Source organism: Micromonospora sp. RL09-050-HVF-A, from assembly GCF_019374995.1.
Lineage (GTDB): Bacteria > Actinomycetota > Actinomycetes > Mycobacteriales > Micromonosporaceae > Micromonospora > Micromonospora antibiotica.
In genome coordinates, this window is record NZ_JAGKQP010000002.1 from 6,586,172 (window position 1) to 6,608,646 (window position 22,475).

The following is a 22,475-nucleotide window of genomic DNA, read 5'->3' on the forward strand; positions in this document are numbered from 1 at the left end:
CTCAGCTCAGCCGCAGATCCGCCTGGATCGCCCGGGCCACCGGGGCCCAGTGCCGCAGCAGGAAGAAATGGTCGCCGGCGAACGGTTGCAGGCGGAATCCGCCGTCGGTGTGGCCCGCCCAGGCCCGCGCGTCGGCGAGCTCGACCCGGGGGTCGGAACTGCCGTGCAGCGCCGTCACCGGGCACCGCAGCCGGGGCACCCCGGCCCGGGGGGCGTACGTCTCGATCGCCCGGTAGTCGGCCCGGATGGCCGGCAACACCATCGCCGTCAGTTCCTCGTCGGCGAAGACGTCGTCGTCGGTGCCGCTGAGTTCCGCGACGTCGGCGAGCAGCCCCCGGTCGTCGCGCAGGTGGACCGTCTCGTGCCGGGACACCCCGGGCGCCCGGCGACCGGAGGCGAACAGCCACAGCGGGGCGACCCCGAGCTGTTCCAGGCGCAACGCCACCTCGAAGCCGAGGATCGCGCCCATGCTGTGCCCGAAGAGCGCCACCGGTCCGGGCACGGCCGCCCGGATCACCTCGGTCAGCAGGTCGGCCAGGGCGTCGATGGTGCCGACCGGCGGCTCATTGCGGCGGTCCTGCCGGCCGGGGTACTGCACGCACGTCACGTCCGCCTCGGCGGCGAGCAGTTCGACGAGCGGCCGGAAGAACGTCGCCGCGCCGCCGGCGTGCGGCAGGCAGATCAGGGTGGGTCCGCCGCTGCTGCGGGTGCCGAACCGGCGTAGCCAGAGGTCGGGCTCGTCGGTGCGGTACGGCGCGTTCGCCGTGGTCGTGGTCACGACGCCGCCGCCAGCGGGCTGACCAGCATCGACGGCCCGAGGTCGCGGTCCTGGAGGATGTCCTGGTGCAGATCGCGCAGGGCCTGGCAGGGCTCGATGCCGATCTCCATGTCGAGCCGCTGGCGGGCGGTGTGGAAGACGGCCAACGCCTCGGCCCGGCGGTCCGAACGGTGCAGGGCGAGCATCAGGTACTGGTAGAGCTTCTCGCGTAGGGGCTGCTCGGTGATGAGGGCGGAGAGCTGGCCGACGATCTCACGGTGGCCGCCGAGGGTCAGCTCGATCTCCATCAGCTGCTCCAGGCACTCGATGCGCAGCTCGTTGAGCAGGGTGGCGTACGCGTACACGACCGGGCTGTCGATCAGTCCGCTGAACGCGGGTCCGCCCCAGAGCAGGAGGGCCCTGCGCAGGGTCTGGGCAGCCGGGAAGAACTGGCCGGCCCGGCGTAGCTGCTGGCCGAGGTGGGCCAGCCGGCGGAACTCGTCGGCGTCCAGGTCGCCCTCGGCGGTCAGGATGGTGTACCCCCGGGGCCGGGTCATGATGGCGGCGTCGTGGCCGCTGGCGCGCAGCACCTTGCGGAGCTGGGAGATGTAGACGTAGAGCGCGTCGTTGGCCCGGCTGGGCGTGTCCTCGCCCCAGATCTCGCTGAGCAACTGGTCGGAGGTGACCATCTGGTTCGTCTTCGCCAGCAGCACCGCCAGCAGGGTCTCGGTCTTGCGGGTACGTGGTGTGACGACACCGCCGACGCCATGGACCCGTATCTCGCCAAGGATCTCGTACTTCACGGATGTTCCCCCCGTCGAGTGGGCCCGCCGGCGCGGTGTCGGCGGTGCGTGGCATCGGGTGGAGTGCCGGCGCTGTCGTGGCGAGTCAGTCCGCCGTCTGGTCAACCCAAGTCACTACGCCACTGTGGCGCAGGTCGATACCGAATCAGTCCCGATCCGTTCCCGCCGGCCGCATCGCCGCAGTTCGCGGTGGGGAGGGCGGGCCGCCGGGATCCGGGAACGACGGCGGCGTGACGCCGGACGGGTGTCGTCGGTCGGTGGCGGAGGCGGCACCCGGGTGCGGCGACGGCGGTCCACGCCGGCACACCATGTCTACCCGATAGACCGAAGTCGCCACAACCGTTGGTTTTGAATGCGTTTTGCGTCATGCGCCCATAAGTGCCGCACTGTCGTCGTCCTCGCCATCTGGGACCGCAATGGTATTCATGGGTAGCGATGTGGGATCGTTCCGGTAGCGACGGTTGTGACAGTGGCATTGTCAAAACGACCGACGAACATCGGGGGAACGTCATGTTCAAGATTCGCATCCTGGGTCGGGCCGCTGTCGTATTGTGCCTGGCCGTTGGGGCCTCCGCGGTTACCGGGCTCGGCGCAGATCGCGGTCAGGTGGCTGCCGGTCAGGAGGGTCACACCGTTGTCACGGTGGTCGCCGACGGGCCGTTGCTCGACAATGGTGGACCACGCTGAGGCGCCCGCCAGCCGAATAACGTCATCGATCCGTAGCGGATTTTACGACGCCCCACCATGGCAGCGCATTGATCGATGTCGTCGGGCGGTGCTGTTTCGAGGTGCGGATGCCGTGCCCCGTGACGGTGGCCGCCCGGCACCGGGCCGGCGGTCAGTGCGCGACGGCCGACCGGGACTGCTCCAGCCGCCCGAGGTGCTGCTCCAGATCGTCGCCGGTGACGCCCATGGCACGGTAGAGGCTCAGCGCGGCCTGCCAGTCCGTCATCGCCTGATCCAGGTCCCCGAGACCCGCGTGGGCGCGTCCCATGCCGTCCAACGCGCGCGCCTGTTCGAGACGCAGACCGATCCGGTCTGCGTTCTCGTGGGCCGTCCGGTGCCGGGTCAGGGCACCGGTGAAGTCGCTGCGTTCCGTGCTGACCCGACCGAGGACGTTCTCCACCTCCGCACGCAGCGCCGGGTTCTCCAGGCCACCCAGCAGGCTCAGCGCGCTCAGTCCGTGCCGTTCGGCCTCGGCGAGCCGACCCAGCCGCATCAGGACCTCGGCGTACCGCGTCTCGAGCATGGCCCGGGCCCGGCGGCTGTTCGTGGTCTGCACCGGAACGGCCGCCAGGGTCAGCGTGGCCAGCGCGGCGGTCCCCTCGCCCAGGCTGCTCTGCGCCGAGGCGAGCCGGGTCAGGGCCGAGGCGAGGTCGGCCGGCTGGTCACGGCCGTCGAGCAGGCGTACCGCCTCACGGGCGCTCGTCACCGCCTCGGCGTGCATGCCGAGGACGTTCTGTAGCTGGCTGATGTTGCTCAGCGCATTGCCCTGCTCGGCCAGGCCGCCCATCGTACGGTGGATGGCCAGCGCCCGTTGCTGGTAGCTGAGCGCCTCCTCGAACCGGCCCATGCTGGCGCAGACGATGCCGATCCGGCCCAGGCAGGTGCCCTCCCCGACGGTGTCGTTGGTGTCCTGGGCGATGGCCAGCGCGTCGGCGTAACACTCCAGCGCCTCGGTGAACTCGCCGAGATACCAGTGCGCGATCGCCACGTTGATCAGATTCAGTCCCTCGTGGACCGGCTCGTCGATGCGGCGGGCGGCGGCTGCGGCGTTGCGGAAGGTGGCGACGTGCTCGTGCATCTCGCCCCGGACGTAGAGGAAGAAGGCCATCGTGCGGGGCAGGTGGCACAGGTGGAAGTCGTGCCCCCGGTCGGTCGCCAGGTCGATCGCGGCGAGCAGGTTGCGTCGTTCGGCCTCGAACCACTCCAGCGCCTCCGCCTGGTCGTCCAGCGGCGGAACGTCCTGCGGCGGATTCCGTACCCGGGCTTCGGTCACGAACCGACCGGGCTGGACCCGGTTCGCCGCGGTCTCCGCCGTGACGACGTAGTAGTCGAGCAACCGGTGCAGGGCGGTGGCGTTCTCGTCGTCGTCCTGGGCGAGGACGGTGCGGACGAAGTTGCGGACCAGGTCGTGCATCTCGTACCGGTCGAGCTGCCGCTGGATGAGCAACTGCGAGTCGAGCAGGTCCTCCAGGATCTGCTCGGCCCGCTCCTGCGGGACGCCCGCGAGCGCCGCGGCGGTGTAGGCGTCGCAGCTCTCCCCGGGGAACATCCCGATCAGGCGGAACATCTGCTGATGGTCGGGACCGACCCCGTGGTAGGACAGGCCGATGCTGGCCGCGACGCTGCGGTCGTCGAGGACCAGCTCCCGCATGAGCCGCCCCTCGCGGCGCAGCCGGCCGATCAGATAGCCGAGCGTCCACTTCGGGCGGTTGTGCAGCCGGGCCACGGCGATGCGCAGGGCCAGCGGCAGCCGTCCGCACGCCTCGACCAGGGCCTGCACCTCGGCCTCGGTCGCCCGGTGCCGGTCACCGAGCAGCCGGTGGACGATCGCGCTGGCCTCGTCGTCGAGCGGGGGGTCGAGGGTGATCGAGTGGGTCCCGTCCAGCCCGTTGAGCCGTGACCGGGTGGTGATCAGCACCAGACTGGTGGCCGAGCTGGGCAGCAACGGGAGGACCTGCTGGGCACTGCTGGCGTTGTCCAGCAGGATCAGCAGCGACCGGTCGGCGGTCTTGGCCCGCCACAGCGCCGACCTGCCGACCTGGTCGGTGGGGAGCTGCTCGCCCGGGGTGCCCACCGCCCGCAGCAGGATGCCCAGCGCCTCGACCGGGTCGACCGGCTCCCGGCCGTAGGTGAAGCCGTGCAGGTCCAGGAAGAGCTGACCGTCAGGGAAGCCCTTGCCCAGGCGGTGTGCGGCGTGGATCGCCAGGGTGGTCTTGCCGACGCCGCCCATTCCGTTGATCGACACGAGGGTCAGCGCCGTGGCGTCCGGTCGGGCGTAACCGACGAGCGACTCCAGGGTGTCGACGTGTCCGGTGAAGTCGACCAGGTCCCGGGGGATCGTCATCGGACGGTTCGACGACGTCACGACCCGGGCCGCGGGTGCCGACGCCCGGGTGGCGGAGCGCGGATCGAGGACCGGGTCGTTGCGCAGGATCTGCTCGTGCCGCCGGTTCAGCTCCGGCCCGGGGTCGATGCCCAACTGGTCGGCGAGCGACTGCCGGGCGTCGGCATAGACCTGGAGGGCCTCGGCCTGCCGACCGGCCTGGTAGAGCGCGGTCATCAGCAGGACCAGCAGCCGCTCCCGCATCGGGTGCTCGGCCGCCAGCGCCCGGAGCTGGCCGACCAGGTCACCCTCCTCGCCGATCTCCAGTTGCAGGGTGATCAGACGTTCGACGGTCATCAGGCGTCGTTCGTCGGCGCGGGCCGCAGCGGTGCGTACGGTGAGGCCGTTCATGCCGCTCAGCGCGTCGCCGCGCCAGAGGGACAGGCCGGTGGACAGGGCGTCGATGGCCTCGTCGGGACGGCCGCCGTCCTCGGCGGCCCGGGCCCGGACGAGTTGTCTCTCGAAGATCTTCAGGTCGACCGCAGTGTCGTGGACGTCCATCCGGTAGCCCGGCCCGTCCGTGACGATCAGCCCGGGGGGCAGCCGCCGACGCAGGTCCGCCACGATCTTCCGGATCTGGTGCGCCGCCGTCGAGGGTGGTTGCGTCTCCCAGACGACCTGCACGAGTTGTTGCAGGGTGACGACGCATCCGGTGGCCAGCAGCAGGGCCGCGAGCACCAGTTCCTGCCGGGTGCCGCCGAGGGGTACGCGGACGCTGTCCACCCACACTTCCAGGGGACCGAGGAGTTTGAAGACAATTGGTTGATCGGCGGTGATCAACGCCTCTCGATCATCCCCGGATGGCAACGTGTCCCTCCCCAAGAGATGTGACGAATCGCAATTAATCATGTTTCGGCGAGAGTGTCAACCTGCTTTATTTCATGCTGTCGATATGGCCGTTAAGACCGTTCCGAGAATTTTGCCGAAGGTGTTTGTGTGGGCGGGCCCGGGCCGGCGGTGTCGGGCGCCGGGAACGACATGCACGGGAGCGTTTCGAATAGAGGTCTCTTGTCGGCGATGCGACTCGCCCGCGCTGTGACTCTCCCTCATGAAAAGCCGCCCCGCAAGCACCGACACCTGCTCGTTCGTCGCGAGCGGGCGAGCTCGGACCGGCGGTCGGGGCGGTGATGGCGGCTGCGCCGACCGGATCCGTCCCGCCGGGTGGGGGCGCCGGACGGGCGGGTGCGCCACCACCGGCCCGTACCAAGATCCTCTTTAGGTCGCCGTTAGGCGGGCCGAGGACCGTTGGGGATGTTGGCCGCACCATTTCCCGAAAGCGGGTGGCAATGAAAGTCCAGAACGTCTTTGTCGCTGGTGTCGGCACGTATCTGCCGGACCGCATCACCACCGAAGAAGCCGTGAAACGCGGTTGGTACGACGAGGCGAACCGCACCCACAGCGATCTTCATTCGATCGCGGTCGCAGCGGACATGCCCGCCCCCGACATGGCGTTCCAGGCCGCCTCGGAGGCGATGAAGCGGTCCGCCCACCGCCCCGAGGACGTGGCGGCGTTGATGCACTGCCCGGTCCACTACCAGGGGCCCGACACCTGGTCCGCCCCGCACTACATCCTGCACGAGACGCTCGGCGGGCGGGGGGTGCCGGCGCTGGAGATCCACCACGGCTGCAACGGGATGCTGTCGGGGCTGCGGCTGGCTGCGGCGCAACTGATGGCCGACCCGGAGTCGACCGCCGTCCTGCTCACCGCCGCCGACAACTTCTCCACCCCGGTCGTCGACCGCTGGCGGATCAGCTCGCACTACGTGCTGGCCGACGGCGCGAGCGCCGCCCTGCTGTCCACCCGGGGCGGCTTCGCCGAACTCCTCGCGGTCGGCTCGGCGTCCAACCCGGCGGCCGAGGTCCTGCACCGGGGCGGCGAACCACTGTTCCCGCCGAGCATCACCACCGGGCAGCGGGTCGACCTCGAGGCGCGCTCCCGCTACTGGGCCGAGCAGTGGGCCAACGGGGTCACCCCACCGGTGTTCCACCTCGGCGACCTGGTCACCGAGACCGTCGACCGGGTGCTCGACGAGGCCGGGGTGACGATGGCCGGCATCGCCCGGGTCGCCCACAGCGGGGTGGCCCTCGACCAACTCCAGAACGGGATCTTCGACCCGCTGGGGATCACCGCCGAGCAGACCGTGTGGGACTTCAGCCGCACGGTCGGGCACTGCGGCGCCAGCGACCAGATTCTCGCCCTGGACCACCTGGTGACCACCGGCGCCGTCGGCCCGGGCGACCACGTCCTGCTGCTCGCGGTCGGCGTCGGCATCGAGGTCGGCTGCGCGGTAGTCAAGATCATCGAAGAGCACCGTTGAGTCGACCGGAAGGACCCAAAGTGCAGCAGGAAACCACGGCAACCACACGTGAGGAGATCCGGCAGGCGATCGCCGTCGTGATCGGCCTCGACGCCGCAGCCATCGGCGACGACGCCAACCTGGTCCAGCTCGGCCTCACCTCCCTGCAACTGATGCGGCTGGTCAACGGCTGGCGTCGCGCCGGGATGCGCGTGCGCTTCGGTGACCTCGCCGCCGCACCCACCGTGACCGCCTGGTCGCAGCAGCTCGCCGACGCCGTCACCGCACCCTGACCCGACCGCCCCGACCCGACCGCCCCGAACCGGTCCGACCCGACCGCCCTGACGGCCAGCGCCCCCGACCACCGGTCGGGGGCGCTGGCCGTGCCACCGGTCACCCGGCCGGCTCACCGAACCACGACTTGAGCGCGCCGGACAACCCCTCGGCATCCGCGACCGGATCCCCGGCCCAGGCGACGTGACCGTCCGGACGTACCAGGACGGCGTCCACCGGGATCTCCCCGGTCGGGTCCGCGTGAACCGCGTCCACCCGGTCACCCAGTGCCGCCAGGGTGCGTCCGGCCGGCTCGGGCGTCCGGCCGGCCAGGTCCAGGTAGACCCCGCGCCCGCCCTGGTGCAGGTCGGCCACGCCGCCCGACGTCGTCGCCCCCGTCGCCGTGGCGGCCAGGGGCCGTACGCCGGTCAGCGGCACATGCGGCAGCCGGCGACCCGCCGGCACCGGACCGGTCGGCTCCACCCCGACGTCGTAGCGGACGTCGAGCCCGGTGGACAGCTCCAACAGGTAGGTGTTGACCTGCGGCAGGCGCAGGAGATCGGCGAAGAGGCCACGCAGCGGGGTCACCCGGTCGATCGGATGGATCAGCGCGAGCTGCGCATCGGTGGCCGCTGCCGCCCGGACCGCCTGCGGATGGCGCTCCTCGTGGTAGGTGTCCAGCAGGTCGGGGCGGCCCCACCCGGACAGCTCCGCGGCGAGCTTCCAGCCCAGGTTCACGGCGTCCTGCAGGCACAGGTTGAGGCGCAGGCCGGCCAACGGATAGAAGGTGTGCGCCGAGTCGCCGGCCAGGAAGACCCGGCCGCTGCGCATCCGGTCCACGGTCCGGGTCTGGCCGCCGTAGCGACGGACCCAGCGCACCGGCGCGTCCGGGAACTCCGCCCCGGTGAGCCGGGCGATCGCCGCACGCAGCTCGGCGGTCGTCGGCGCGGTGTCGGCGGGAGGCGCGACGTCGAACTCCGCCGTGATCACCCGCAGCAGCCCCGGCCCGACCGGCACCGCCGAGTAGACGCCCCGCCGGGGCAGAACTTCGACCCCCGGTGCTCCGGGGGCAGGTCCGCGACCGCTATCTCCACGTCGGCCACCAGGCCGCAGTTCGCCGGGCCGGCCCCCGGGAAGTCGATGCCGGCCGCCGCGCGCACCGTGCTGTCCTCGCCGTCGGCCGCCACCAGGAAGCTGCCGTGCAGGTGGTACTCGCCGCTGGGGGTGGCGACCCGGACCCGTACGCCGTCGTCGTCCTGGTGGAAGGCCGTCACCCGGTGGCCATGGCGCACGTCGGCCCCCCGGGCCACGGCGGCGTCGCCGAGCCGCCGTGCGATGAACTGGTGCCCGAGCAGCATGGCCGGCTGGTGCCGGCCGTCGAGCGGCGACATGTCCAACCACATCAGCGAGAAGTGGGTGCCCTGCACGGGGGAGACGTGCCCGCGCAGGCCGGCGAGCAGACCCCGCTGGTCGAGCAGCTCGGCGGTGGTGGTGTTGATCGCCTGTCCGGGCGACTCGTCGGTCAGGCCGGGGCTGCGCTCCAGCACGACGACGTCGATCCCCCACAGGGTCAGCTCGTGCGCGAGCATGAGCCCGGTCAGGCTCCCCCCGGCGATGATCACTGGTGCGGTCATGTGCGACTCCTTCAGCCGATGCCGAGTTCGTTGTCGATCAGGTCGAAGATCTCGTCGTCGGTCGCCGTCGAGATCGCGGTCACCTCGTCACCGGTCTCCGCCACCACGGCGGACCGCTGCTCCTCCACCCGGTCCTGGAAGCCGGCCAGCCGGGCGGCCAGCCGGCCCATCGCCGCGGCGTTGGGTGCCGCCACCGTCAGGTCGGCGGTCAGCCGGTCCAACTCGGCGAACAACACCGCGAACGGGTCCTGCTCCCGGGGCGTCAACCGTTCACCGAGGTGCCTCGCCAGCTGTGCCGGGCTCGGGTGGTCGAAGATCAGACTGGCCGAGAGCCGCAGCTGGGTCGCCGTGGCGAGCCGGTTGCGCAGCTCCACCGCCGTGAGCGAGTCGATGCCGAGGTCCTTGAACTGCCGCTCCGGGGGGATGCCCGCCGTCCCGGCATGGCCCAGGGTGATCGCCGCGTTCTCGCAGACCAGGGTCAGCAGCAGGGCGTGCCGGTCGCCGTCGGTGAGCCCGGCGAGTCGTTCGGGCAGCGGCCTGAGCGTCGCCGGACCGTCCGGCTCCGACGAGGCTGCGTCGACCGGCCCGGTCAACGCCCGGAAGAGCGGCGCGAGCAGCCCGTCACGCGCACGGGCGGCGAGGGTGGGCAGGTGCAGCCCCATCGCGACGGTCACCGGCTGCCCCAGGTCGACGGCCGCGTCGAGGGCGGTCAGGCCGTCCGCGACGTCCATCGGCCGTACGCCGATCCGGCCGAGCCGCTGGAGATCCTGCTGCTGGAGGCCGGCGCCCATCCCCGACTCGGTGTGCCACAGCCCCCACGCGATCGTGGTGCCGGCGAGCCCCAGGGTGTGGCGGTGGTGGGTCAGGGCGTCCTGGAAGGTGTTGGCCGCGGCGTAGTTGGCCTGACCGGCGTTGCCGAGGGTGCCTGTGGCGCTGCCGAAGACGATGAGATTCACGTCGGGGTGGTGTTGGAGTGCGGTGTGGAGGGTGTGGGTGGTGTCGATTTTGGCGGTGAGGGTGGTGTGGAGGGTGTGGGGGGTTTGGGTGGTGAGGGGGGTGTCGTGGAGGGTGCCGGCGGTGTGGATGACGGTGGTGAGGGGGTGGGTGGTGGGGATGGTGGTGAGGAGTTGGTGGAGTTGGTGGGGTTGGGTGAGGTCGATTTGGGCGGTGTGGGTGGTGGTGCCGTGGGTGTGGAGTTCGGTGGTGAGGGGGGTGAGGGTGTCGGGGTTGCCTCGGGTGGTGAGGAGGAGGTGGTGGTGGGGGTGGGTGGTGGCGAGGTGTCGTGCGGTGTGGGTGGCGAGGGCGCCGGTGGCGCCGGTGATGAGGATGGTGCCCCGCGCGGGCTGCGGTGCGGGGACGACCAGCGCGATCTTGCCGGTGTGCCTGGCCTGACTGAGGTGCCGCAGGGCGTCGGGGGCGTTGGTCACGTGCCAGCCCGTGACGGGCAGGGCGGGCAGGGCGTCGGTGGTGAGCAGGTGGGTGAGGGTGGTGAGGAGTTGGTGGATGCGGGTGGGTCCGGCGTCGAGGAGGTCGTAGGGCTGGTAGGTGAGGTGGGGGTGGGTGGTGGTGACGGTGTGCGGGTCGCGGATGTCGGTCTTGCCGATCTCGAGGAAGGTGCCCCCCTCGGCCAGCAGCGCGAGGCTGGTGTCGACGTGCGCGTGGGTCAGGGTGTTCAGCACGACGTCGACACCGGCGGGATCGGTCTCGCGGATGCGCTCGCCGTACGCCGTCGTCCGGGAGTCGTGGATGTGGGTGGCGGGGACCCCGAGGGCCGCCAGGGTGGCCTGCTTGGGTGCGCTCGCGGTGGTGTGCACGGTGGCCCCGAGGTGCCGGGCGTAGTGCAGGGCGGCCATCCCGACCCCGCCGGTGGCGGTGTGCAGGAGGAGCCGCTGACCGACCCGCAGGTCGGCCAGGTCGGTCAGGCCGTACATGGCGGTCAGGTAGACGATCGGCAGGACCGCCGCCTCGACGTCGCTGAGCCGGGCCGGGGTCCGCACCAGATGACGGTGGTCGGAGACCGCCACCGGGCCGGCACAGCCCTCGGGGAACAACCCCATCACCCGGTCCCCGACCGCCAGCCCGGTGACCTCGGAGCCGACCTCGACCACGACGCCGGCGCCCTCGCCACCGATCTGCGCGTCGTCGCCCGGGTAGAGCCCCAACGCGATCATGACGTCCCGGAAGTTCAGACCCGCCGCGCGCATCGAGACCCGTACCTCGCCGGCGGCCAACGGGCGGTCCCCCGCAGGCGACGGCACCAGCGCCAGGTTCGCCAACGTGCCGCGGCTCGTCACGTCCAGCCGCCAGTTCCCGCCGCCGGTCGGGGGCCGTAGCACGGCCGCGGAGTCGGCGACCGGGACCAGCCGGGGGACCAGTGTGGTGTCGTCCCGCACCGCCGCCTCCGGCTCCGGCCCGGCCAACGCCGACGACAACGTCGCATCGGCCGGACCCGGCAGGTCCAGCAGCGCGAACCGGTCGGGGAACTCGGCGCGCGCCGACCGGATCAACCCCCACACCGTGGACGCCGGCAGATCCTGGATCTCCGGCCCGGTCCGGGTGGCGACCGCCCCCCGGGTGACCGTCACCAGCCGGTGGTCACCGAAGGCGGGTTCGCCGATCCACCGCTGCGCCAACCCCAGCGCCCGTTCGGCGACCTCGTGGGCGAGGGCGACGACCTCGTCGCAAGGGCGCGCGGCGGCCCGGTCGATCGCCGGCCCGGGCCACCGTCGGTCACGCAGGTCACCAGGGTGTCGGCGGCGACCGCCGTGCCGGCGTCGATCGCCGCCGCGAGAGCGTCCAGGTCGGCGTGGACGGCGACGTCGCGGCCGGCTGAGCGGAGCGCGTCGGCCAACTTCAGCGGGTCCACGCCGACCACGTGCACGGCGGTCGACCCGGCGGCCGGATCGGCCTCCTGCGGCACCCACTCGACCCGCAGCGGCGTGACCGGGGCCGACGGGGCGGCCAACTGGTCTACCGCGAGCGGCCTCGTGGTCAGCTCCTCCACGGTGATCACCTCGGCGTCGTCGAGGTCGGTGGCGACCAGCCGTACCGCGTGCTCGGAGAGCCGGGTCAACCGCACCCGCAGGGCGGCGGTGCTGCGGCCGGTCGCGCGCACCCCACCCCAGGAGAACGGCACCCGCAGCGGACCGTCGAGGTCGGCCGGCGTCGCGATCAGCGCGTGCAGCGCCGCGTCCAGCAACGCCGGGTGTACGACGTGCCCGTCGATCTCGGTCCCGTCGGGGAGGCTGACCTCCGCGTACAGCTCGTCGCCGTGCCGCCAGAGCGCCCGCAGGTTACGGAAGGTCGGGCCGTAGGCGTAGCCGTGGTCGGTCAGTCGCGCGTACAGGCCGGAGAGGTCGACGGGCTGCGCCCCCGGCGGCGGCCAGACGCCGGGCGCCGCGGGCGTGGAGTCGGGTGCCGGTTCGGGGCTGAGTGTGGCGGTGGCGTGGGTGGTCCAGGTGGTGGTGGTGCGGGTGTGGATGGTGAGGGTTTGGTGGCCGGTGGGGGTGGGGGTGGTGAGGTGGAGGTGGAGGTGGGTGGGGGTGGTGGGGTGGAGGGTGATGGGGGTGTGGAGGGTGAGGTCGGTGATGGTGGGGGTGTGGGGGGTGGTGGTGTGGAGGGTGAGGTCGAGTAGGGCGGTGGCGGGCAGGAGGGTGGTGGTGTTGATGGTGTGGTGGTGGAGCCAGGGGTGGGTGGTGGTGGTGAGGGTGCCGGTGTGGTGGGTGGTGTGGTCGGGGGTGGTGATGGTGGTGGTGAGGAGGGGGTGGGGGTGGGTGGTGTGGGTGTGGGGTTGGGGGTGGAGCCAGTAGTGGTGGTGTTGGAAGGCGTGGGTGGGGAGGGTGGTGTGGGTGGGGTTGGTGGTGGTGGGTGTGGGTGGGGTGGTGTGGGTGGTGTGGTGGGTGGCGATGGCGGTGGTGAGGGTGTGGTGTTCGGGGTGTTTGGGGTGGAGGGTGGGGGTGAAGGTGTGGCCGGTGGTGTGGGTGTGGGGTGCGGTGGTGGTGAGGGTGGTGTCGGGGCCGAGTTCGATGTGGTGGGTGGGGGTGTTGGTGAGGTGGGTGAGGGCGTGGTGGTAGCGGACGGGTTGGCGGATGTGTTGGGTCCAGTATTCGGGGGTGGTGATGTGGTGGGGGTCGGCGGGTTGGCCGGTGAGGGTGGAGAGGATGGGGGTGTGGGGTTGGTGGTAGGTGAGGGTGGTGGCGGTGGTGTGGAAGGGGGTGAGGATGGGGTCCATGTGGTGGGAGTGGAAGGCGTGGCTGACGTTGAGGCGGGTGGTTTTGTGGTGGTGGGTGTTGAGTTGGTGGGTGAGGTGTTCGATGGCGTCGTGGTCGCCGGAGATGACGAGGTGGTGGGGGCTGTTGATGGCGGCGATGGTGAGTTGGTGGGGGTATTGGGTGAGCCATTGGGTGGCTTGGGTTTCGGTGAGGTTGGTGGCGATCATGGCGCCGCCGGGGGTGGCGTTTTGCATGTGGTGGCCGCGGGCGGCGACGAGGGTGCAGGCGTCGGGGAGGGTGAGGATGCCGGCGGCGTGGGCGGCGGCGATTTCGCCGACGGAGTGGCCGATGAGGTAGTCGGGGTGGATGTTGTGGTGGGTGAGGAGGGCGTGGAGGGCGGTTTGGAGGGCGAAGAGGGCGGGTTGGGCGTATTGGGTTTGGTGGAGTGCGGGGTGGTTGGTGAAGACGAGGTCGTGTAGGGGGATGTCGAGGTGGGGGTTGAGGTGGGTGGCGCAGGCGTCGAAGGTTTCGGCGAAGGCGGGGTGTCGGGTGTGGAGTTCGGCGCCCATGTGGGGGCGTTGGGAGCCTTGGCCGGTGAATTGGAAGAGGGTTTTGGTGGTGGTGGCGTGGCCGGTGGTGGTGCCGGGGTGGGGGGTGTTGGTGGTGATGGCGTTGAGGCCGGTGAGGAGGTCGTGGAGGGTGTGGCCGGTGATGGTGGCGCGGTGGGGGTGGCGGGTGCGGGTGGTGGCGAGGGCGTGGCTGACGTGGTGGGGTGGTTGGGGGTGGTGGGTGAGGTGGTCGTGGAGGCGTTGGGCTTGGTCGTGGAGGGCGTCGGGGGTGTGGGCGGTGATGGTCCAGGTGAGGAGGGTGTTGGTGGGGGTGGGTTCGTCGGGGTGGTGGGTTGGGGTTCGGGTTGTTCGAGGATGAGGTGGGCGTTGGTGCCGCTGATGCCGAAGGAGGAGATGGCGGTGCGGCGGGGGCGGTCGTGGTGGGGCCAGGGTTGGGTAGTGGTGAGGAGGGCGACGTTGCCGGTGGTCCAGTCGACGTGGGGGGTGGGTTCGTCGATGTGGAGGGTGGCGGGGAGGAGTCCGTGGTGCATGGCGTGGGTCATTTTGATGACGCTGGCGATGCCGGCGGCGGCTTGGGTGTGGCCGATGTTGGATTTGATGGAGCCGAGCCAGAGTGGGGTGTCGGGGTGGTGTTCCTGGCCGTAGGTGGCTAGGAGGGCGTGGGCTTCGATGGGGTCGCCGAGGGTGGTGCCGGTGCCGTGGGCGTCGACGGCGTCGATGTCGGCGGCGGTGAGGCGGGCGTTGGCCAGGGCGGCGCGGATGACGCGTTCCTGGGCGGGTCCGTTGGGTGCGGTCAGTCCGTTGGACGCGCCGTCCTGGTTGACCGCGCTGCCCCGGATGACCGCGAGGACGGGTCGTCCGGCCCGGCGGGCGTCGGACAACCGCTGCACCACCACCACACCCACACCCTCGCCCCAACCGGTGCCGTCCGCGGACGAGGAGAACGCCTTGCACCGGCCGTCGGGCGCCAGGCCACGCTGGCGGCTGAACTCCACGAAGGTGGTCGGGGTGGCCATCACCGCGACCCCACCCACGAGCGCCGTCGAGCACTCCCGCTTACGCAGCGACTGGGCGGCCAGGTGCAACGCGACCAGCGACGACGAGCAGGCGGTGTCCACCGACAGGGCCGGCCCCTCCAGGCCGAGCGTGTAGGCGATCCGGCCCGAGGCGAGGCTCGCGAGGCTGCCGTTGGCGACGTAACCCTCGAAGCTCTTCGGCGCCGGTCGTAACCGGGAGCCGTAGTCGTTGTACATCACCCCGACGAAGACGCCGGTGTCGGTGCCGCGCAACGCGTCCGGCGCGATACCCGCCCGCTCCACCGCCTCCCACGACGTCTCCAACAACAACCGCTGCTGCGGATCCATCGCCAACGCCTCACGCGGCGAGATCCCGAAGAACTCCGCGTCGAACCCACCCGCCTCGTGCAGGAAACCACCCTGCCGCGTGTACGACCGACCCACCGCGTCCGGATCAGGATCGTAGAGACCCTCCAGATCCCAACCCCGACCCTGCGGAAAATCACCCACCGCGTCGCGACCCTCGACCACCAGATCCCACAACTGCTCCGGCGAGACCACCCCACCAGGAAAACGACACGCCATACCCACGATCGCGATCGGCTCCCGATCCTGCTCCTCCACCTCGGCGAGGCGGGCGCGGGTCTGCCGCAGATCGACGGTGGCGCGCTTGAGGTACTCACGGAACTTGTCTTCGGAGTTCGACACGGGACAGGCCTTTCCGGGTGCCAGGGATGCGGGAACCCGGCCCACGCGCCCGGTGGGCGGGCTGTCGAGCGAAGCGGGAATCAGTCCCGCTCGTGCACGGAGATGGCGTTGCTCGGGCAGTGCCGGGCGGCGGTCCGGGCCTCCTCGTACCGGTCCGCCGTCGGCTCGACGACCAGCACCACGGCGATGCCGTCCTCCTCGCGCTGGTCGAACAGGTCGGGGGCGGCGAGCACACACTGGCCCGAGCAGCAGCACTGCTCCTCGTCCACGGTCAGGCGCAGGAAACTCACCAGGTCACCTCCAGGGAGTGCAGGCCGTAGACGGTGGCCTCCTTGAACGGCTGCTCCTCGGGGGAGGTCAGCAGCTTCATGGCGGGCAGCCGGGCCAGCACCGTGTCGTAGACGATCTCGAGTTCGGCGCGGGCCAGGTTCTGCCCGAGGCACTGGTGCACGCCGTAACCGAAGGCGACGTGGCCGCGGACGCCGCGCCGGAAGTCGATGGTGCCCGGGTCGGCGAAGACGTCGCCGTCGTGGTTGGCAGCGGCGGCGGAGGCGACGAAGCCCTCACCGGCGCGCACCCGGTCCGCGCCGAGGTCGATGTCGGCCAGCGCGACCCGGGCGGTGGGGTAGTCGACGATGCTGAAGTAACGCAGCAGCTCCTCGACGGCGTTCGGGGTCAGGGTGGGATCGTCGGTCAGCTGCGTCGCGAGCCGCTCGTCCCGCAGCAGCGCGAGCAGGCCGAGCGAGATCATGCTCGCGGTGGTCTCGTGCCCGGCGAGCAGCAGCAGCATCGCGAACCCGGTGAGCAGCTCGTGGTCGTAGCAGTCCGCCGCCCGGTACTTCACCGACAGGCGACCCAGCAGGTCGTCGTCCGGATTGCCGTCCTTGCTGCTGACCAGGTCCCCGAGGAAGGCGCGGAGCGCACCGAACGACTCCTGCCGCTGCTGCGGGGTGCTGGCCCGGGCCAGCAACACCTCCGTGTGCCCCTGGAAGACCTCGCGGGAGCCGTACGGGACGCCGAGCAGCTCGCAGATGACCAGGGAGGGGACCGGCAGGGCCAGCTCCCGTACCAGGTCCACCGGGCGGGTCCCGATCGCCAGCAGCGCGTCGATCCGGTCGTCGACGATCTGCTGGATGCGCGGCCGCAGCTGCCGGATCCGGTGCACGGTGAACTCCGCGGCCACCATCCGCCGGTGCAGCGAGTGCTCCGGCTGGTCCATCGAGAGCAGGAAGCCCTTCTGCGCGAAGGCCTGCACGTTGGCGACGGTCGCCGGGAAGCCGGGGTGGGCCCGGTTGGCACTGGTGGCGGGGTGGCCGAGCAGCGTGCGGACGTACTCGTGGCTGGTGGCCAGCCACGCCGTGTTGCCGTCCTGGAGGGTCACCCGGGACAGCGGCCGGGCGGCCCGCAGCTCGGCGTACTCGCGTGGTGGGGAGAACGGGCAGGTACGGGGCATGGGGAATGCCGGTGCGCCCGGAACGCCGTCTTCGGTCATGCCGGGAACCTAGGGACGGACTCTAAATTCACCCTTACCCGCGCCCGTCAGCCCCCGGTTTCCCCGCTCCGAGCAGGCGATTTAGAGCCCTGATAGGGCGATCTAAGTACGTACGCGGACAGTCCTGTGTAGTCCGATGGGTCTGCTCTCTTCAGACCCGCGACCCCCAGGGGGATGGCCCGCGATGGCAAACGAAGACAAGCTCCGTGAGTACCTCAGGCGGGTCACCACCGACCTGCAGCAGACCCGACGCCGACTGGCCGAGGTCGAGGGTGCCGACCGGGAGCCGATCGCGATCGTGGGTATGGCGTGTCGTTTTCCTGGTGGGGTGGTCTCGCCGGAGCAGTTGTGGGATCTGGTGGTCGAGGGTCGCGACGCGGTGGGTGATTTTCCGCAGGGTCGGGGGTGGGATCTGGAGGGTCTCTACGATCCTGATCCGGACGCGGTGGGTCGGTCGTACACGCGGCAGGGTGGTTTCCTGCACGAGGCGGGTGGGTTCGACGCGGAGTTCTTCGGGATCTCGCCGCGTGAGGCGTTGGCGATGGATCCGCAGCAGCGGTTGTTGTTGGAGACGTCGTGGGAGGCGGTGGAGCGGGCGGGTATCGCGCCGGACGCGTTGCGCGGCACCGACACCGGCGTCTTCGTCGGCGCGATCCCGCAGGACTACGCGCCCGACGTCCGTGCCGTGCCGGCCGAGGCCGAGGGGTACGTCGGCTCCGGCGTGCTGACCAGCGTGGCCTCCGGCCGGATCTCCTACACCCTCGGATTGGAGGGGCCGGCGTTGTCGGTGGACACCGCCTGCTCGTCGTCGCTGGTGGCGTTGCACCTGGCGGTCCAGTCCCTGCGCCGGGGGGAGTGCTCGATGGCACTGGCCGCCGGCGTGACGGTGATGTCCGCGCCGCGGTTGTTCATCGAGTTCAGCCGGCAGCGCGGGCTGTCCCGCGACGGCCGCTGCCGGGCCTTCGCCGCCGGGGCCGACGGGACCGGGTTCTCCGAGGGTGTGGGTGTGGTGGTGGTGCAGCGGTTGTCCGACGCCCGCCGGGCCGGACGACCCGTCCTCGCGGTCATCCGGGGCAGCGCGGTCAACCAGGACGGCGCGTCCAACGGACTGACCGCACCCAACGGACCCGCCCAGGAACGCGTCATCCGCGCCGCCCTGGCCAACGCCCGCCTCACCGCCGCCGACATCGACGCCGTCGACGCCCACGGCACCGGCACCACCCTCGGCGACCCCATCGAAGCCCACGCCCTCCTAGCCACCTACGGCCAGGAACACCACCCCGACACCCCACTCTGGCTCGGCTCCATCAAATCCAACATCGGCCACACCCAAGCCGCCGCCGGCATCGCCAGCGTCATCAAAATGACCCACGCCATGCACCACGGACTCCTCCCCGCCACCCTCCACATCGACGAACCCACCCCCCACGTCGACTGGACCACCGGCAACGTCGCCCTCCTCACCACCACCCAACCCTGGCCCCACCACGACCGCCCCCGCCGCACCGCCATCTCCTCCTTCGGCATCAGCGGCACCAACGCCCACCTCATCCTCGAACAACCCGAACCCCAACCCACCACCCCCGACGAACCCACCCCCACCAACACCCTCCTCACCTGGACCATCACCGCCCACACCCCCGACGCCCTCCACGACCAAGCCCAACGCCTCCACGACCACCTCACCCACCACCCCCAACCACCCCACCACGTCAGCCACGCCCTCGCCACCACCCGCACCCGCCACCCCCACCGCGCCACCATCACCGGCCACACCCTCCACGACCTCCTCACCGGCCTCAACGCCATCACCACCAACACCCCCCACCCCGGCACCACCACCGGCCACGCCACCACCACCAAAACCCTCTTCCAATTCACCGGCCAAGGCTCCCAACGCCCCCACATGGGCGCCGAACTCCACACCCGACACCCCGCCTTCGCCGAAACCTTCGACGCCTGCGCCACCCACCTCAACCCCCACCTCGACATCCCCCTACACGACCTCGTCTTCACCAACCACCCCGCACTCCACCAAACCCAATACGCCCAACCCGCCCTCTTCGCCCTCCAAACCGCCCTCCACGCCCTCCTCACCCACCACAACATCCACCCCGACTACCTCATCGGCCACTCCGTCGGCGAAATCGCCGCCGCCCACGCCGCCGGCATCCTCACCCTCCCCGACGCCTGCACCCTCGTCGCCGCCCGCGGCCACCACATGCAAAACGCCACCCCCGGCGGCGCCATGATCGCCACCAACCTCACCGAAACCCAAGCCACCCAATGGCTCACCCAATACCCCCACCAACTCACCATCGCCGCCATCAACAGCCCCCACCACCTCGTCATCTCCGGCGACCACGACGCCATCGAACACCTCACCCACCAACTCAACACCCACCACCACAAAACCACCCGCCTCAACGTCAGCCACGCCTTCCACTCCCACCACATGGACCCCATCCTCACCCCCTTCCACACCACCGCCACCACCCTCACCTACCACCAACCCCACACCCCCATCCTCTCCACCCTCACCGGCCAACCCGCCGACCCCCACCACATCACCACCCCCGAATACTGGACCCAACACATCCGCCAACCCGTCCGCTACCACCACGCCCTCACCCACCTCACCAACACCCCCACCCACCACATCGAACTCGGCCCCGACACCACCCTCACCACCACCGCACCCCACACCCACACCACCGGCCACACCTTCACCCCCACCCTCCACCCCAAACACCCCGAACACCACACCCTCACCACCGCCATCGCCACCCACCACACCACCCACACCACCCCACCCACACCCACCACCACCAACCCCACCCACACCACCCTCCCCACCCACGCCTTCCAACACCACCACTACTGGCTCCACCCCCAACCCCACACCCACACCACCCACCCCCACCCCCTCCTCACCACCACCATCACCACCCCCGACCACACCACCCACCACACCGGCACCCTCACCACCACCACCCACCCCTGGCTCCACCACCACACCATCAACACCACCACCCTCCTGCCCGCCACCGCCCTACTCGACCTCACCCTCCACACCACCACCCCCACACCCCCACCATCACCGACCTCACCCTCCACACCCCCATCACCCTCCACCCCACCACCCCCACCCACCTCCACCTCCACCTCACCACCCCCACCCCCACCGGCCACCAAACCCTCACCATCCACACCCGCACCACCACCACCTGGACCACCCACGCCACCGCCACACTCAGCCCCGACGAGCCCACCGTCCCGGCAGAGATCGGCGTCTGGCCCCCGGCCGGTGAACCGGTCGACATCGACGCGCTCTACCCGCTGCTCGCCGCGAAGGGCTACCACTACGGGCCCTCGTTCCAGAACCTGCGCCGTGCCTGGCGTGCCGGTTCCGACGTCTACGCCGAGGTCGAGCTGCCCGACGACCTGCGCCCCGACGGTCACGCCGTGCACCCGGCGCTCGCCGACGCGGCCCTGCACGCGCTGATCGCCGTCGCCGTCGACGACCTCGGCACCGCGCCCCGCGTGCCGTACAGCTTCTCCGGCGTCGCCGTGCACGCCAACCTGGCCACGTCGGTGCGGGCCCGGCTCACCGCGATCGGCGACGGTGCGTACCAGGTGCTGCTGGCGGACCCGGCCGGGCACCCCGTGCTCTCCATCGACCGCCTCGACCTGCGCGACCTGGACCCCGCCACGCTGCCCGTCGCCGCCGCGCCCGGCACCGAGCTGCTGCACCGCCTCGACTGGCAGGAACTACGCGCGGACGCCGCGCCGCCGGCCGACCCGGCGGGCTGGGCCGTCCTCGGTACGCCCGGACCGGCGCTGCACGGCGCGCTGCCCGGCCTGCGCCAGGTGCCGGACCTCGCCGCCCTGCTCGCCGGTGAGCTGCCCGACGTGGTCTTCCTGCCCTGCCGCACCCCACGCCCGGACGAGACGCCCGCCGACGCCCCGGCCGCCACCACCGACGATCCGGTCGCCGCCGCACACGAGTTGACCGAGGCGCTGCTGCACAGCCTCCAGCAGTGGCTCGCCGAGGAACGGTTGGCCGGCACCCGACTGGTGGTCACCACCGAAGGTGGGGTCGCCGCGCACCTCGCCGACCAGATCGCCGACCTGGCCGCCGCCGCGTGCTGGGGCCTCACCCGCTCCGCGCAGGCCGAACACCCCGACCGGTTCGTGCTGCTCGACCTGGACGGACGCCCGACCGACCCGTCGGTGCTGGCCGCCGCGCTCGCAGCCGCCGAACCGCACCTCGCGGTGCGCTTCGGCGTGGCGTACGTCGACCGGCTGGTCCGCTGCGCCGACGACCCGGCGCGGCTGACGCCCCCGGACGAGAACTGGCGGTTCGGCACCACCTCCGCCGGCACCCTGGCCAACGTCGCCATGGTCCCGGCACCCGAGGCGCTGCGCCCGCTACGCGACGGCGAGGTGCGGGTACGCACCCACGCCACCGGCCTGAACTTCCGCGACGTGCTCATCGCGCTGGGCAGCTACCCCGGTGAGGCGCCACTGGGCAGCGAGGGCGCGGGCGTGGTCGTGGAGACCGGTCCCGGCGTGACCGGACTCGACCCGGGCGACCGGGTGATGGGCCTCTTCTCCGAGGGCACCGGCCCGCTCGCGGTCTGCGACCACCACCTGCTCACCCGTACCCCCGACCACCTCAGCGACAGCCAGGCCGCGGTGCTGCCGATCGCCTACCTCACCGCCATGTACGGCCTCGGCGACCTCGCCGGCCTGCGGGCCGGGCAGTCCGTCCTGATCCACACCGCCACCGGCGGGGTCGGGATGGCCGCCCTGCACTACGCCCGGCACCTCGGGGCCACCGTGCACACCACGGCCAGCATCGGCAAGCAACCCACCCTCAGCGCGCTCGGTGTGCCCGACTCCCACATCCACGACTCCCGCACCACCGCGTACCGGGAGGGGATAGCGGCGGTGGCCCCGCAGGGGGTCGACGTCGTGCTCAACAGCCTGACCCAGGCGCACGTCGACGCGGGACTGGCACTGCTGGCCGAGGGGGGCACCTTCCTGGAGATCGGCAAGACCGACATCCGCGACCCGCACACCGTCACCACCACCCACCCCCACCTCACCTACCAGCCCTACGACCTCCTCGACGCCGGACCCACCCGCATCCACCAACTCCTCACCACCCTCACCCACCTGCTCACCACCGACGCCCTGCCCGCCCTGCCGGTGGCCGTCTGGCCCGCCAGCGACCTTCCCGACGTGCTCCGGCACCTCAGCCTCGGCCGGCACACCGGCAAACTGGCCGTCACGGTGCCCGCCCCCAGACCCGCCCAGGGCACCATCCTCATCACCGGCGCCACCGGCGCCCTCGCCACCCACACCGCACGACACCTCGCCACCACCCACCCCACCACCACCTCCTCCTCACCACCCGAGGCAACCCCGACACCCTCACCCCCCTCACCACCGAACTCCACACCCACGGCACCACCACCCACACCGCCCAAATCGACCTCACCCAACCCCACCAACTCCACCAACTCCTCACCACCATCCCCACCACCCACCCCCTCACCACCGTCATCCACACCGCCGGCACCCTCCACGACACCCCCTCA

General features: G+C 71.3%; 11 protein-coding genes and 4 pseudogenes. 5 read left to right on the plus strand and 10 right to left on the minus strand.

Annotated elements, in window-relative coordinates; all coding sequences use genetic code 11:
- Window position 1: 1 nt before the first annotated feature.
- The 4 genes from J7462_RS29230 to J7462_RS29245 form a co-directional block, all read right to left on the minus strand.
- Window positions 2–778, minus strand: coding sequence for a thioesterase II family protein (locus tag J7462_RS29230; protein ID WP_219468994.1), 777 nt, complete (start codon window positions 776–778; stop codon window positions 2–4).
- Window positions 775–1,560, minus strand: a complete 786-nt coding sequence (locus tag J7462_RS29235) for an AfsR/SARP family transcriptional regulator (protein ID WP_219468996.1) — start codon at window positions 1,558–1,560, stop codon at window positions 775–777. Before J7462_RS29235 ends, J7462_RS29230 begins: the two co-directional genes overlap by 4 nt.
- A 423-nt stretch (window positions 1,561–1,983) precedes the next feature.
- Window positions 1,984–2,190 carry a hypothetical protein gene (locus J7462_RS29240; RefSeq protein WP_219468999.1) on the minus strand — a complete coding sequence of 69 codons (207 nt, stop codon included), beginning with the start codon at window positions 2,188–2,190 and terminating at the stop codon, window positions 1,984–1,986.
- 208 nt (window positions 2,191–2,398) lie between these two features.
- The gene (locus tag J7462_RS29245) at window positions 2,399–5,392 is read right to left on the minus strand and encodes a BTAD domain-containing putative transcriptional regulator (protein WP_219469002.1); all 2,994 of its coding nucleotides are present in this window, start codon (window positions 5,390–5,392) and stop codon (window positions 2,399–2,401) included.
- 563 nt (window positions 5,393–5,955) lie between these two features.
- On the opposite strand from J7462_RS29245, the gene J7462_RS29250 reads away from it, so the two are divergent.
- A complete protein-coding gene (locus J7462_RS29250; protein WP_255599180.1) occupies window positions 5,956–6,987 on the plus strand; it encodes a ketoacyl-ACP synthase III family protein in 1,032 nt (343 codons plus the stop codon).
- Between the two features lie 20 nt (window positions 6,988–7,007).
- A complete protein-coding gene (locus tag J7462_RS29255; protein WP_208569850.1) occupies window positions 7,008–7,259 on the plus strand; it encodes a phosphopantetheine-binding protein in 252 nt (83 codons plus the stop codon).
- 100 nt (window positions 7,260–7,359) lie between these two features.
- On the opposite strand, the gene J7462_RS33055 is transcribed toward J7462_RS29255, so the two are convergent.
- The 6 genes and pseudogenes from J7462_RS33055 to J7462_RS29290 form a co-directional block, all read right to left on the minus strand.
- Window positions 7,360–8,229, minus strand: a complete 870-nt coding sequence (locus J7462_RS33055; RefSeq protein ID WP_308291067.1) for an FAD-dependent monooxygenase — start codon at window positions 8,227–8,229, stop codon at window positions 7,360–7,362.
- On the minus strand, window positions 8,226–8,873 hold the full coding sequence (locus tag J7462_RS32725) for an FAD-dependent monooxygenase (protein WP_255597944.1): 648 nt from the start codon (window positions 8,871–8,873) through the stop codon (window positions 8,226–8,228). Before J7462_RS32725 ends, J7462_RS33055 begins: the two co-directional genes overlap by 4 nt.
- An 11-nt stretch (window positions 8,874–8,884) precedes the next feature.
- On the minus strand, window positions 8,885–11,506 hold the full coding sequence (locus J7462_RS29265; RefSeq protein ID WP_219469007.1) for an SDR family NAD(P)-dependent oxidoreductase: 2,622 nt from the start codon (window positions 11,504–11,506) through the stop codon (window positions 8,885–8,887).
- Window positions 11,455–15,350 (minus strand): annotated as a pseudogene (locus J7462_RS33765) (type I polyketide synthase); the annotation flags it as partial. The pseudogene J7462_RS33765 and the gene J7462_RS29265, both read right to left, overlap by 52 nt.
- A gap of 107 nt (window positions 15,351–15,457) precedes the next feature.
- On the minus strand, window positions 15,458–15,667 hold the full coding sequence (locus J7462_RS29285) for a ferredoxin (RefSeq protein ID WP_308291068.1): 210 nt from the start codon (window positions 15,665–15,667) through the stop codon (window positions 15,458–15,460).
- Entirely contained in the window at window positions 15,664–16,869 is a 1,206-nt protein-coding gene (locus J7462_RS29290) for a cytochrome P450 (RefSeq protein ID WP_219469013.1), read from the minus strand. The genes J7462_RS29285 and J7462_RS29290 overlap by 4 nt, the downstream gene beginning before the upstream one ends.
- Before the next feature lie 184 nt (window positions 16,870–17,053).
- On the opposite strand from J7462_RS29290, the pseudogene J7462_RS29295 reads away from it, so the two are divergent.
- From J7462_RS29295 to J7462_RS33770, 3 pseudogenes are all read left to right on the plus strand, one after another.
- Window positions 17,054–19,933, plus strand: a pseudogene (locus J7462_RS29295) (type I polyketide synthase); the annotation flags it as partial.
- A gap of 275 nt (window positions 19,934–20,208) precedes the next feature.
- Window positions 20,209–22,152: pseudogene (locus tag J7462_RS32735) on the plus strand (polyketide synthase dehydratase domain-containing protein); the annotation flags it as partial.
- Window positions 22,092–22,408 (plus strand): annotated as a pseudogene (locus tag J7462_RS33770) (hypothetical protein); the annotation flags it as partial. The pseudogenes J7462_RS32735 and J7462_RS33770, both read left to right, overlap by 61 nt.
- Between the last annotated feature and the right edge of the window lie 67 nt (window positions 22,409–22,475).

Bases quoted from the DNA above. Each gene is read 5' to 3' on its own strand.
- J7462_RS29250 (WP_255599180.1), top strand. From the start codon at position 5,956: ATGAAAGTCCAGAACGTCTTTGTCGCTGGTGTCGGCACGTATCTGCCG.
- J7462_RS29290 (WP_219469013.1), bottom strand. From the start codon at position 16,869: ATGACCGAAGACGGCGTTCCGGGCGCACCGGCATTCCCCATGCCCCGT.
- J7462_RS32725 (WP_255597944.1), bottom strand. From the start codon at position 8,873: ATGACCGCACCAGTGATCATCGCCGGGGGGAGCCTGACCGGGCTCATG.